Annotated in this window: 12 protein-coding genes; 6 read left to right on the forward strand and 6 right to left on the reverse strand. The window is 73.4% G+C overall.

Features of this window, described 5'->3' with window-relative positions:
• Nucleotides 1–113 precede the first annotated feature (113 nt).
• Nucleotides 114–554, forward strand: a complete 441-nt coding sequence (locus tag IEX84_RS03145) for a DUF5518 domain-containing protein (RefSeq protein ID WP_188869707.1) — start codon at nucleotides 114–116, stop codon at nucleotides 552–554.
• 1 nt (nucleotide 555) lies between these two features.
• Here the strand turns inward: IEX84_RS03145 and IEX84_RS03150 are convergent, their stop codons facing one another.
• The 4 genes from IEX84_RS03150 to rnz all read right to left on the reverse strand — a co-directional run bounded on the left by IEX84_RS03150 (nucleotide 556) and on the right by rnz (nucleotide 6,624).
• A complete protein-coding gene (locus tag IEX84_RS03150) occupies nucleotides 556–2,520 on the reverse strand; it encodes a DUF460 domain-containing protein (protein WP_188869709.1) in 1,965 nt (654 codons plus the stop codon).
• Nucleotides 2,521–2,568: 48 nt separating this feature from the next.
• Nucleotides 2,569–3,999, reverse strand: a complete 1,431-nt coding sequence (locus tag IEX84_RS03155; RefSeq protein ID WP_188869711.1) for an MmgE/PrpD family protein — start codon at nucleotides 3,997–3,999, stop codon at nucleotides 2,569–2,571.
• A 45-nt stretch (nucleotides 4,000–4,044) separates the two neighbouring features.
• Nucleotides 4,045–5,628 carry a hypothetical protein gene (locus tag IEX84_RS03160; protein WP_188869713.1) on the reverse strand — a complete coding sequence of 528 codons (1,584 nt, stop codon included), beginning with the start codon at nucleotides 5,626–5,628 and terminating at the stop codon, nucleotides 4,045–4,047.
• Nucleotides 5,629–5,703: 75 nt separating this feature from the next.
• A complete protein-coding gene (gene rnz / locus IEX84_RS03165) occupies nucleotides 5,704–6,624 on the reverse strand; it encodes a ribonuclease Z (RefSeq protein ID WP_188869715.1) in 921 nt (306 codons plus the stop codon).
• Nucleotides 6,625–6,736: 112 nt separating this feature from the next.
• On the opposite strand from rnz, the gene IEX84_RS03170 reads away from it, so the two are divergent.
• From IEX84_RS03170 to IEX84_RS03180, 3 genes are all read left to right on the forward strand, one after another.
• A complete protein-coding gene (locus tag IEX84_RS03170) occupies nucleotides 6,737–7,642 on the forward strand; it encodes a DUF4382 domain-containing protein (RefSeq protein WP_188869717.1) in 906 nt (301 codons plus the stop codon).
• Between the two features lie 89 nt (nucleotides 7,643–7,731).
• On the forward strand, nucleotides 7,732–8,742 hold the full coding sequence (locus IEX84_RS03175; RefSeq protein WP_188869719.1) for an AAA family ATPase: 1,011 nt from the start codon (nucleotides 7,732–7,734) through the stop codon (nucleotides 8,740–8,742).
• A 70-nt stretch (nucleotides 8,743–8,812) separates the two neighbouring features.
• Entirely contained in the window at nucleotides 8,813–9,232 is a 420-nt protein-coding gene (locus IEX84_RS03180; RefSeq protein WP_188869720.1) for a hypothetical protein, read from the forward strand.
• Here IEX84_RS03180 and IEX84_RS03185 read toward each other — a convergent pair.
• Nucleotides 9,229–10,197 carry a THUMP domain-containing protein gene (locus IEX84_RS03185; protein WP_188869722.1) on the reverse strand — a complete coding sequence of 323 codons (969 nt, stop codon included), beginning with the start codon at nucleotides 10,195–10,197 and terminating at the stop codon, nucleotides 9,229–9,231. The genes IEX84_RS03180 and IEX84_RS03185 overlap by 4 nt on opposite strands.
• A 114-nt stretch (nucleotides 10,198–10,311) precedes the next feature.
• Here IEX84_RS03185 and IEX84_RS03190 point away from each other — a divergent pair, with 114 nt between their 5' ends.
• Both IEX84_RS03190 and IEX84_RS03195 read left to right on the forward strand, forming a co-directional pair.
• Nucleotides 10,312–10,872, forward strand: a complete 561-nt coding sequence (locus IEX84_RS03190) for a TATA-box-binding protein (protein ID WP_021779984.1) — start codon at nucleotides 10,312–10,314, stop codon at nucleotides 10,870–10,872.
• Between the two features lie 242 nt (nucleotides 10,873–11,114).
• On the forward strand, nucleotides 11,115–11,477 hold the full coding sequence (locus IEX84_RS03195) for a hypothetical protein (protein ID WP_188869725.1): 363 nt from the start codon (nucleotides 11,115–11,117) through the stop codon (nucleotides 11,475–11,477).
• A gap of 168 nt (nucleotides 11,478–11,645) precedes the next feature.
• Here the strand turns inward: IEX84_RS03195 and hisG are convergent, their stop codons facing one another.
• Nucleotides 11,646–12,494, reverse strand: a complete 849-nt coding sequence (hisG, locus tag IEX84_RS03200; RefSeq protein ID WP_188869727.1) for an ATP phosphoribosyltransferase — start codon at nucleotides 12,492–12,494, stop codon at nucleotides 11,646–11,648.
• Nucleotides 12,495–12,553: the final 59 nt, after the last annotated feature.

Consider the following 12,553-nt stretch of genomic DNA (forward strand, 5'->3'; position numbering starts at 1 on the left):
GGGGGTTAGCGGTTGCGGTGTCGTGCTCGTTCGCGCTTCGCCGCGTCCGCCGTGCCGGCCGCGTCCGACGCGGCGGCGCAACGCTCTTGGCCGCCGTGGCGGTGGACCAAGACGTGTCCCTCCGCTCCCGACTCCGCGCGCTGACGGACGACCGCTGTCGCGTCGCGCTCCTCCTCGGCCTCGCGTCCGTCCCCGTCACGGTCGCGCTCAACTGGCGCTACGCGCCCGAACCGGCGTCGGCGACGCCGGTCGCCCTCGCGTGTCTCCTCGCGGGCGCGCTGGCGGTCCGCGGGGCGACGAGCGGCCGCCGCGCCGGCGAGGTCGCGGCGGTCGCGGGGAGCCCGCCCGTCCTCGCGCTGAACGCGTGGCGGGCGGCGACCGAGTGGGCGGGCTACGGGCCGCTCGCGACGCGAGTCGGGACGCCGTTCGCGGCGGTCGTGGCGTTCGGCGCGGCGCTGTTCACGGTCGCGGTGCTCCTCGTCGTGCTGGTCGTCGTCGGCCGCGCGTGCGGGCGGGTCGGCGCGTGGTGCGGCGAGCGCGTCGTCGGCGTCTAGGCTACTCCCGCTCGGCGCGGTGTTCGCTGATTATCGAGTCGACCATGCTTTCAGTTTCCTCCTGGGCGCGTTCCTCGGCGCGCTCGGCGTAGTCGGCCTCGACGGCCGCGACGGCGTCCTCGCGGGCGATGGCGAGCTCGTCGATCTCGCGGATGGAGACGTCGCTCGCGTCGCCGAACGCGACGTCGGCCTCGTAGAGGACGTCCTCCGCGACGTCGCTCGTCTTCCCCTCCAGGAGGACGACGCGGGGGTCGCGCTCGACGAGCGCCTCGGCGGTGCGTCGGCCCGCGCCGCTGGCGTCGCGGAAGTAGACGACGTCGCCGCGCGCGATGCCGTAGTCGTCGTCCGCGGTCTCGATGGCGTCGAGCGTGAACTGCGCGACGGGTTTCACGGCGGTGAGCGACCCGGAGCCGTTGACGTCCGCGAAGTTCGAGTGATCGAGCTTCCAGAGTTCCTTCAGGCGTTCGAGCTTCTTCGCGAGCTCGTCGGCGCGCTCGCGCTCCTCGTCGAGTTCCTCCTCCAGGCGGTCGTTCTCCCACTCCAGGCGCGTGACCTCGCGGCGCTCGCGGGCTTCCTTTCGCTCCTCGCGGCGGGCCTCGTCGAGTTCGGCCTCCAGTTCCGCGATGCGCTCGTCCTTCGCGTCGAGGTCGGCCTCGAGGTCCGTGACGTGGTCGTCGAGGCGGGTGACGCGCTCGCGGAGGCGCTTGATGGTGCGCTCTTCCTCCGTGAGTTCGCGGGCCTCGTGCTCGTGGTCGTCGCCGTCGTCGCCGTCGTCCTCGGTGAGGTCGGCGACGGCGGCCTCGACGGTGGACTCGTCGGCGAGCACGCGTTTGACGACCTCGCCGCGATCGACTCTGGGAGGTATCTTGCGGGTGATGCGTCTGATCTGGTCGGCGTGGTCGTCGTGGGCGTAGAGCGCGGCGGCCATCGCGTCGCGCTCGTGGTCGTTGTCGTACCCCTCCTCGCGGGTCCGGTGTTGTTTCTCGTCGACGGGGAGGTCGCTCTCGGGGTGCCAGCCCGCGGCGTCGAAGCTCCGGCGAATCTGGTCGACGGTCGCGGGCATCGGCGTGACGTCCGCGGCGACGAGCACGGGCCGGCCGCGCTCGATTATCCACTCGATGACGTCCGCGGTGTCGGCGGTGCGCGTGGAGAGGACGTCGAGGAGGTGGCCGTCGAGGTCGACGAGCGCGACGGCGGTCGTGGTACCGGGGTCGACACCGACGAAGACGCGGTCGCGGCGCTTGGCGAGCGGGCGGAACTCGATGCCGTCGCGCCGGACGCGCTCGATCTCGACGCGGACGTCGCCCGAGCGCTTGTTCGAGACCGGGATGTCCCGTGGGCGGCCCTCGACGGTGAAAACGGCGTTCGAGAAGCCGCCGTACTTCTTCGTGACGTCGCGCTCGTAGGTGAGGCCGGCGTCGTCGAGTTTCGAGGCGACGTCCCGGGCCTCGCGTTTGACGTTGCCGTGGATGCGTCGCGTGTAGCGGTCCTGGCTCCACCCGCCCTTCCCGGTGGAGCGTCCGCGCGAGACCTTGACGGTGGTCTCGTCGGTGAACGCGGAGACCTCGTGTCCGACGTTGCGGGCGGCGAGGCGGGCGGCGGCCTCGGCCTCCTCGATGGCGGGCTTCCCGTAGGGGACGCCGTGGCGTTTCGCCACGCGTGAGAGGGGTTCGGGCCGCTCGTTCCCCGTCACTTGCACGAGCTTCGTGGCGTCGGGGAGCCCGCCGAGGAAGCGGACGAGGGCGTCCTTGTCCGCGGCGAGCTCGTACATGTTGTCCGTCGCGACGATGTCGGGCTCCTCCGCGTCGACGAGGCGGAGGAGCTTGCGGCGCGTCACGACGTCGCGCTCTATCGACTCGCCGTCGTAGGTGACGAGGGCGTAGGAGGGCGCGTCGCCGCGGACGTCGCCGCTCTGGACGTCGACGCCGTAGACGAGCGTGTCGAGCGCGCGCGTGCGAGTGCTCATTCGACGGGGACGGGTAGGCGCTCGCGGCGTATAAGTTCCGCTCCGGGCTCAGTCGAGGGCGGCGAGGACGTCCGCGACGCGCTCGGCCTCGTCGGCGCGCTGACAGGCCGCGCGGAGCGTTTCGGCGTCACCGTCGCGGAGGCGGCCGGCCTTCGCTTCGAGGGTGTCCCAGTCCATCGGCTGGGTGGGGTGGCCGGGGTACGCGCCGACCTCGGCGTGGTGGACGCTCCCGTCGTCGCGCTCGACGTCGACGACGGCGGGGAGGAGGCCGGCCTCGAACTGCGCCGTGAGGCCGGGGGCTTCCTCGACGGCGACGGTCGCGGCGAGGCGGCGCACGGCCTCGTCGCCAAGGGTGTCGGCGAGGTCGGTCGGGCCGCCGACGAGCGCCGCGGCGACGGAGTAGGAAAGCGAGCGCGCGGCCACGCCGACCGTGTCGGGCGTCGGGTCGTCCGCGGGCGCGGGGAGCGTGAGCGGGTCGAAGGTGCGGACGACGACGCGCTCGACGGTCGCGGGGTCGAGGGCGACGCGCGCGCCGAGGTCGGCGGCGGCCGCGACCGCGGCCTGCACGGCGAACGGCCCGAGCACGCGTCGCGCAGCGGCGTCGTGGACCCGCTCGCAGGCCGGGTCGAGGGCGAAACCCCCCTCCTCGGCGTGCGCCTCGATGGAGTTCGTGTCCTCGCCGAACTCGCAGGCCGCGCCCTCGGCGTCCGCGCCCGTGTCGTCGTCGGTCTCGTCGTCCGCGTCCGCCCCGCTGTCGTCCGCGTCAACCGCGTCGTCGAGGAGCGTCGCCAACACCGGGTGGTCGACGAAGGGGTCTGCGGGGCCGGCGACGCCCGCGGCGGCGAGCGACGCGGCGGTGACGCCCGCGCGGGCGGCGAGCGGGCCGGCGAAGTCGTCGGCGCCGATCTCGTCGGTGTTACCGTCGAAGGACGCCCCGTTGGCGACGGCGAGCGCGATGGCGTCCCGGGTCGCGTCGGCGTCGAGCGAGCGGGCGCGGGCGGCCCCGGCGGCCGCGGCGACGAGCACGTGGACCGCAGGGCTCCACCCGTGTTCGCGGACGGGGGCGTGCCACGCGAGTTCGCCGTGGACCTCGTAGGTCGCGGCGAGCGCGGCGACGAGCGTCTCGCCGTCCGCATTGGCGGCCTCGGCGGCGGCGACGACGGCGGGGACGGCGTCGCTCGGGTGGCTCGGGCCGTCGGGCGCGAGGAAGGCGTCGGCGGCCGCGGAGCCCCGGACGCGGGCGGCGTTGTGGAGCGTCGCCGCCGCCGGGCCGGCGCGCACGCCCGTTCCCCAGCAGGTGCAGGCGTCGCCGCCCTCGGCCGCGGTGACGTCGGCGGCCGCGGCGGCCGCGTCGGAGTCGACGCCCGCGACGGCGAGCGCGTCGAAGAGGCGGCGTTTCGTCGCGTCGGCGACGGCCGCGGAGAGGTCGTCGTACGTCACGTCGGCGACGAAGGCGGCGATGTCGGCGGCGGTCGTCATACGCGGGTGTGCGGCCGGCGACGGGAAAACCCGTCCGAATCGCCGCTAGTACGCGAAGACGTCCCAGAGCCACTCGCCGGGCGAGCGCGCGCCGAGGGTATCGGGCCGGGGAGCCTCGACGCCCGGCCCGCTCGCGGCGTCGTACGTCCGGTTCCGAACGAGGTCGTGGTCGCCGAGCGTCGCGTTCAGGCGCGCCGACCCGCCGAGGACGACGCCGCGCTCGGTGTCGAGTCGCATCCGCACGCGCCCCGAGCGGACGGAGGCATCGTCCGCCTCGACGTCCAGCAGGGCGTCGAACACCGCCGCGTCGTCGGTGAGCGCGACCGTGCGCACTCCGTCAGTCCGGTTCACGGTCGTCCACGCGCCCGTGTGCGGCTCGGGGAGGCCGGACGCGAAGCCGTCGGTGACCGCGTACTCGTCGCGGAGGTACCAGTAGCCCGGGAGGGCGCGGGCGCGTTTCCAGTCGCCGGCGTGTCGCTCGCCGAGCGCGAACAGGCCGGGGGAGAAGCCGGCGAGGCCGTAGACGACGCCGCTGTCCGCGTAGCCGACGGTGGGGTCGCCGTCGCCGGTGTCGACGACGGTGCGGATGCGCCGGTCGGTGCGTTCGACGGTCGTGGTCGAGACGAGGGCGCGCCCCTCGTGGGCGTCGCGGACGGTGACGCGGTGGTCGCGCGCGGCCGTCCGGTCGAGCGCGGCGGCGTAGGCGTCGGTCGCGTCGGCGGGGAGCGCCGCGGTCCCGGTCCCCGCGTCGGGCGTGGGGCGCGTCTCCGTCACGCGGACCGCGCTCGCGCCGGCGACGAGGGTGGTGAGCAAAAGCGCGGCGACGGCGACGCGCTTCGGGGAGAGGGACGGGGGACGCGGCCCGCCGCGGCGGGCGAGGGCGACGTGTATCGGATAGGCGAGCGTGCCGAGGAGGACGAGCGCGCCGACCGTCGAGGCGAACGCGACGCCGAGCGAGAGCAGCGCCGCGGTCCGCGTCGGGTAGTAGTCGGCGGCGAGGGCGACGCAGGCGGCGAAGAGGCCGAGCGCGACGAGCGCGCAGACGAGGTGGAGGCCGAGGACGGCCGCGGTCCGGCGACGGTCGCGGAGCGCGCGGAGGGGAGCGCGGACGTCGACACCGACGCCGTCGCCGCTCGCGGCGCGCGCGACGGCGGGCGCGAGGAGACCCCACGCGAGGAACGCGCCGACGGCGACGCCGACGAGCGGCGTGACGTGGACGGCGACGGTGGAGACGGTCCCGCCGGTCGCGTAGACGGCCCAGCGGACCGGGGTGTCGAGGAGGAGGAACGCGGCCGCGCCACACGCGAGCGCGACGAGGTGGCCGCCGACGGCGAGCGCGAGGAGTGTGGGGCCGCGCTCGCGGAGTCGCGCACGGAGGGCGAGCGCGGGCGTCGCGGCCGGGTCGGCGACGGCGGCGTCGACGGCGGGCGCGGTCGCGCCGAGGAGCGGGAGGGCGACGACCGGCGGGCAGACGACGGCGAGGAGCGGGTGGACGGTTGCGAGTGCGAGTCGGAGGACGACTTCGCAGAGGAGCGCGCCCCCGGCGAAACCGAAGGTGCGCGGGCGGTTCAGCGCGACGCGGAGGCCGTCGCGGAGGGCACCGTGGAGGGCGTCACGGGGAGCGGACATCGCTCGCACGTCCACGCGGGGCGCCCTTGACGGTTCCGCCGGGAGCGGTCCCGCGTCCCGGAGGCGGCCACGCGACTACTGGTAGGGGACGTCGACGGTGAGGCCGTCGTGGGCGAGGATGGTCTCGCCGTGGTGTTCGTCGGCGGCGTCGGCTTTGAGCGCGCCGACCGCGCCGCCGTAGCGCGAGGAGATGTGGGTGAGCGCGAGGCGGTCAGCGCCGGCCTCGCGGGCGATGCGGCCGGCCTCGCCGCCCGTCGAGTGGGCGGTCTGGCGGGCGCGCTCGGCGTCCTGGTCGCTGAACGTCGCGTCGTGGACGAGGAGGTCGGCGTCCTCGGCGGCGGCGACCGTCGCGTCTATCGGGCGCGTGTCGCCCGTGTAGACGAGTTTGCGGCCCGGTCGGGGGTCGCCGACGACCTGTTCGGGTTCGACGACGGTGCCGTCGTCGAGTTCGACGGGGTTGCCGGCGTGGAGTTCGGAGAACTTCGGGCCGACGGGGACGCCGAGTTCCTCCGCGTGCTCGCGGTCGAAGCGGCCCTTCCGGTCGTCCTCGACGAGCGCGTAGCCCACGGAGTTCGTCCGGTGTTCGGTGTGGAAGGCCTCGACCCCGTACGCGTCGCGTTCGAGGACGGTCTCGCCGGGGGCGACCTCGTGGACGTCGAGGCGAAACGAGGGGGTCGCGCCGATGGCGGTGACGAGGCTGCGCACCTCGTCGCCCGTCCCGCGCGGCGTGTAGACGTCGAGGGGGCTGTCGCGGTCGTTGAAGTCGAGCGTCTGGACGAGGCCGGGGAGCCCGAGGACGTGGTCGCCGTGGACGTGCGAGAGGAAGACGGCGTCGACGTCGAAGCCGGTGCCGTAGCGCATCATCTGGCGCTGGGTGCCCTCGCCGGCGTCGAAGAGGAATGCGTCGCCCTCCCGGCGGACGTGGAGCGCGCTCGTGTTGCGCTCGACGGTCGGGACGGCCCCGCTGGTGCCGAGGAAGGTGGCGGAGAGAGTCATGGGGGTTCTGGGGTCGGGCGGCGTAAACCGCCTTCGGAACGTCAGGGGGCGCTCTCGGCGCGCGAAAACGGGCGTGTCGTTTATCCGTGGGACGCTCCCAGCGGTGGGACGGATGAACCGACAGGGACTGCTCGCGGTCTGTCTGGTCGCGCTCGTCGCCCTCGCCGGCTGTGCCGGCGGGATGGGCGGCGGCACCACGACGGACACGAGCGCGACGAGTACGACGGCCGACGGGACGACGACCGACGACGGCGGGAGCGGTGACGGGGGCGACGCCGGCACCGTCGCCACGTACGTCAGCGACCGGCCGGCGGCAATCGACGACTTCGCGCACCTGAACGCGACGGTGACGCGCGTCGGCCTCCACCGCGTCAGCGCCGACGCGAACGCCACCAGCAGGGCGAACGCCAGCGGCTGGCAGACCGTCGCGGTGAACGAGACGGTCGACCTCACCGCGCTCCGCGGGGAGAACGCGACGCACGTCGTGGACCAGCGGGTGCCGAGCGGGACGTACGACAACGTCTTCGTCTACGTCTCGAACGTCGAGGGGACGCTCACCGACGGGTCGAGCGCCGCGGTGAAACTCCCGTCCGGGAAGCTCCACCTCGCCACGACGTTCACCGTGGAGGCGAACGAGACGGTGGACTTCGTCTACGACCTCGCCGTCCACGAGACGGGCAACGGCCGCTACATCCTCCGTCCGAACGCGGGCGAGTCCGGGCCGGACCAGCCCATCCGCGTCGTCGGTGACGGCGGGGCGAGCGCGAGCGCCTCCGCGAGCGGGAGCGTCGACCTCGGCGTGACGGAGAACGACAGCGCGAACGCGAACGCGAGCGGGAGCGTCGACCTCACCGTGCGCGAGACCGTGAGCGCCGAGAGCGACGACGGGTCGAACGCGACGTCGGAGGACGAGACGACGACGAGCGAGACGGCCACGACGAGCGAGACGACGTCCACGACGAGCGGGACGGTGACGGCGAACGCGAGCGCCGAGGCGACGGCGAACGCGTCGGGCTGACGCGCGCCGACGGGCGCGCGGCGACAGACGGGCGCCGGCGCGCGGCGCAACCGCCCCTTTCTTTGCCGGGCGAGCGGTAGGGTGACGCGATGGACGCGCCGCTCTGGACGGACACGCACGCGCCCGGAATCGACGACCTCCCGCAGTCGTCGGTCCGCGACCGGCTCCGCAACGCCCTCGACGAGCCGCAGAACCTCGTCGTCCACGGGCCGGTCGGCGCGGGGAAGACCGCGGCGGTGCGCGCGCTCGCCCGCGAGGCGCACGCGGACGCCGAGAACGACCTCGTGGAGGTGAACGTCGCGGACTTCTTCGGGATGACGAAGAAGGAGGTGAGCGAGGACCCGCGCTTCTCGCGGTTCATCTCCGCGAAGCGCCGCCGGAACTCCTCGAAGGCGGACCTCATCAACCACGTCCTGAAGGAGTCGGCGAGCTACGCGCCCGTCTCGGGCGACTACACGACGGTCGTCCTCGACAACGCGGAGGCGATCCGCGAGGACTTCCAGCAGGCCCTGCGGCGCGTGATGGAGCAGTACCACGCGACGACGCAGTTCGTCATCACGACGCGCCAGCCCACGAAGCTCATCCCGCCGATCCGCTCGCGGTGTTTCCCCGTCTCCGTGCGCGCGCCGACGGACGCGGAGACCGTCGCGGTGCTGGAGTCGATCCTCGCCGAGGAGGGCGTCGACTCCGACGCGGACGGCCTGGAGTTCGTCGCGGGCTACGCGGACGGCAACCTCCGGAAGGCCATCCTCGCCGCGCAGACGACCGCGGAGGAGGCGGGCGAGGTGACGATGGACGCGGCCTACGGGGCCCTCCAGGACGTCGGGCTCGACGACGACGTCAGGGGGATGCTCGACGACGCCGCGAGCGGCGACTTCACGGACGCGCGCTCGACGCTCGACGACCTGCTCGTCGATGAGGGGTACGAGGGCCCGGAGCTCCTCCGGGAGCTGCTGCGCGTCGGGCGCTCGAAGTACAGCGGCGACGAGCTCGCGGAACTGCACGCGCTCGCCGGCGAGGTCGAGTTCGAGCTGAACGAGGGGACGAACGACCGCGTCCACCTCTCGCGGCTCCTCGCGGAGCTGGGACGCGACGCGTGACGCGACGCGAGCGAGCCGAACGGCGCGGAAGTCGAGGACGCGAGCGCGGCCGACGGCACGACGGGAAACGATGACCGGCGACACGAGCGAGGAGACGGGCGCGGACGCGACCCCGACTGGCGTCCGCGGCGCGCTCCGCCGCGTCGGCGCGCGCGTCGAGGCCGCCACGGTCGGCTGTATCGCCGCGCTCCCGTTCGCCGTCGCGTTGCTCCCCCTCGTCCCCGGCTGGGTCGCCGTCGCGCTCGTGCTCGGCGCGGGGGCCGCGGCCGTCGCGCTCGTCGAGACCGACCGGCTCCCCGTCACCTACGGGGCGTTCTTCCGGTGGGCGCTCGCCACGGGCGTGCTCGGCTACGCCGGCTGGCAGCTCGCCGAACTCGACGTGCCGCCGGCGGACGCGGGCGTCGCGTTCGCCTACGCCGTCGGGGGTGCGCTCGTCGCCGTCGCCGTCGCCAACTACCGGCGGGTCTGGGGCGCGCTCGTCCTCGATTAGGCGAGGACGAGCACCGTCCGCGTGAGCGAGCGGTGGACGCGGCGCTCGAAGCGCGCCGCGACCGTCCAGCCGGCCGCGCGGGCCTCCGCGCGCCAGTCGCGGTCGGCGACGAGGACGCACCGACCCGTGGCGACGCGGCGCACCTCCGCGAGCGCGCCCGCGACGAGGTCCGCGAGGTCGTGCGTCTCGATTTTCGACTGGCGACCGTAGGGTGCGTCGAAGACCGCGCAGTCGACCGCGTCGTCGCGCAGGGCGAGGCGGGTGGCGTCGCCCCGCAGGACGTCGTGGGCGTCGAGGTAGTGCGCGAGGTTCTCGTCGGTGCCCCGGACCATCTTCGCCTGGGCGTCGTTGCCGACGACGTCCGCGCCGACGAGGCCGGCCTCGATGAGCACCCCGCCCGTCCCGCACATCGGGTCGAGGAGCGTGCGCTCGCCGTTCGCCCCCGCGAGGTTCACGCAGGCCCGCGCGAGGAGGGGGTCCATGCTCCCGGGCTGGAAGAAGGGCCGGTCCGTGGGCTTGCGCGTCCCGTAGTCGCGCACGGAGGAAACGGCGTGCCAGCCGAGACAGCAGACGCCGTCGCTGAAGCACGCCCGGAGCTCGTGGTCGGGGTCGTCGAGGTCGACCGAGAAGCCGCGCTCGACGAGCGCGCTCCCGAGGGCGCGCTCGGCGCGCTGGGTGTCGACGCCCGTCGTGTTGCGGACGTCGCGGGCGCGGACGGCGACGCTCCCGACGCGGTCGGTCTCGGTCACGTCGAGGGCGGCGACGGCGGCGTCGACCGTCGCGTCCGTCCGCGCGAGGAGCGCGTCCGCGTGCCGGGTGTAGGCGAGCGTCCGTACGCCCGCCGCGTCGACGTCGACGGCGACGGCGAGGCCGGGCGCGACTCGCTCGACGTCCGTGGCGGCCCCGGCAGCCGCCTCCGCGGCGGCGAAGGCGTCGTCCTCCCCCGCGAGTTCGAGGCAGTACACGCGCCCACTCCGTCGGCCACGAACCTCGTTCTGTCGGACGGCGCGGCGATATAAGGCAGGCGGTGTCGGTATCGCCAACCTTTATAAAGGTTAAATACGACTTAAAGACGAAGGATGACCGACCCGAAGGAAACCATCAACATTGAAAACGTGGTCGCGTCGACGGGCATCGGACAGGAGCTCGACCTCCAGTCCGTGGCGATGGACCTCGAAGGGGCGGACTACGATCCCGAGCAGTTCCCCGGCCTCGTCTATCGCACGCAGAACCCCAAGAGCGCCGCGCTCATCTTCCGCTCCGGCAAGATCGTCTGTACCGGCGCGAAGAGCACCGAGGACGTCCACGAGTCCCTCCGCATCGTCTTCGATAAGCTCCGCGAGCTCGACATCAAAGTCGAGGACGAACCCGAAATCGTCGTCCAGAACATCGTCACGAGCGCCGACTTGGGTCACCAGCTCAACCTCAACGCCATCGCCATCGGCCTCGGCCTCGAGAACATCGAGTACGAGCCCGAGCAGTTCCCCGGTCTCGTCTATCGGCTCGACGGCCCCGAGGTCGTCGCGCTCCTCTTCGGCTCCGGCAAGCTCGTCATCACCGGCGGGAAGGAGCCCGAGGACGCCGAGAAGGCCGTCGACAAGATCGTCTCCCGGCTCGAAGAGCTCGGCCTGCTCGAGTAAAACGACCGTTTGCTGTGGGCCGGCGAAGCCGGCCCGAGCAAAAGCTCGGCCAAAAGCCGTCGTCGGGGGCGTCGCCCCCTCGCCGGCCTCGCCCTCCGGGCGAGTGAACCGCGAACCTACCGGGTTCTCCGAACCGCTCGGTTTGCGGACGCTCGTTCGCGTGGTTTTCGCTCCCGACTAGTCGGTTGCAAGGCCAGACATTCGGCAGCGACGTTTTGAGGGAGAAACGAGTACTGGCGAACATGCCGCCCTCCTACCGCCAGCAGGTGTTCCGGTCGAGCGCCCTGATGGTCGTCGTCGCCCTCGGCCTCGCGGGGCTGAGCGTCGTCGTCGCGCCGAGCGCGCCACTCGCCGCCGCGTTCGGCGTCGCCTGCCTCGTCGTGTTCGCGGGCGTCGTCACCGACCGGCTCGACGACCGCTTCGGCCTCGTCTGGCTCGGCTTCGGCCTCGCCGCCGCCGTCGTCTATTTGAGCGGCGACGCCGCGGGCCTGCGCGCGCACGCCGTCGCGCTCGTCGGCGCGGCGCTCGCCGGGGCGCTCCTCTGGTTCGTCCCCGCGAAGGCCGCCGAACTCGGCGAGCGCGTCCGGAAGCAGTTCCGGGACTGACGTCGACAAGGCGGGGCCGACGGACACGGCGTCCGCGCGACGAGTGGATCGGAGTCCAGGGGAGCGAAGCGCCGACCGCGGGGGAGACGATGTAGTCGCCCGCAGACACCAAGAGGCGTGCAGGCTTTTGTCAGCGTCAGCGGAACTGGCGCGCGACAAACTGTCGCCTCACTCGACCAACCGCTCGATCTCGGTGACGAGGACGTCGCGTGCCCCGACCTCCTTGAGGTCGGCGACGGTGGCGAAGACGTCCCGTTCGTCGACGACGGCATGGACGGCGACGCTGTCCTCGCCCTCGACGTCCATGACGGTCGGGCCGCCCATCCCCGGGAGGACGTCCTCGACGGCGTCGAGGTCGGCGGTGTCGACGTTCAACATCACGTAGCGCTTGCCGGCGGCGTCGAGGACGGAGCGGAGCGCGGTGACGACGCGCTCGACGTCCGGGTCGTCGGCGACGTCGTCGCGGGCGAAGAGTCGGACGGAGGAGTCGAGGACGTCGTCGACGACCGCGAGGTGGTTCACGCGGAGGGTGGTGCCCGTCGAGGTGATGTCGACGATGGCGTCCGCCATCTCGACGTGCGGGGTGAGTTCGGTCGCGCCCGTCACCTCGACGACGTCGACGTCGATGCCCGCCTCCTCGAAGTAGTCGCGCGTGACGTTCGGGAATTCGGTGGCGACGGTGCGGCCGTCGAGGTCGGCGGGGACGGTGAGGCCGCCGTCCTCGGGGGCGGCGAGGACGAGCCGGCAGGAACCGTATTCGAGGTCGAGGAGGTCGCTGACGCCGTCGACGCGGGACTCGCGGTGCTGGTCGTAGCCCGTGATGCCGAGGTCCGCGGCGCCGTCGGCGACGTACTCGGGGATGTCGGCGGCGCGGGCGAACAGCACGCTCACGTCGGGGTCGACGGTGTCGGCGTAGAGCTGGCGGTCGGCCCCGGCCTCGACGGCGAGGCCGGCGCGGTCGAGGAGGTCGAGCGTCGGGTCGTGCAGGCGGCCCTTGTTCGGAACGGCGATCTTCATGCGAACACGTGGCAGGGAGAGACCTAAGGGTTAGCGGTGGGGGCGGCGGGAGTGCACGA

Origin of the sequence: Halarchaeum rubridurum, assembly GCF_014647115.1 — an archaeon.
Lineage (GTDB): Archaea > Halobacteriota > Halobacteria > Halobacteriales > Halobacteriaceae > Halarchaeum > Halarchaeum rubridurum.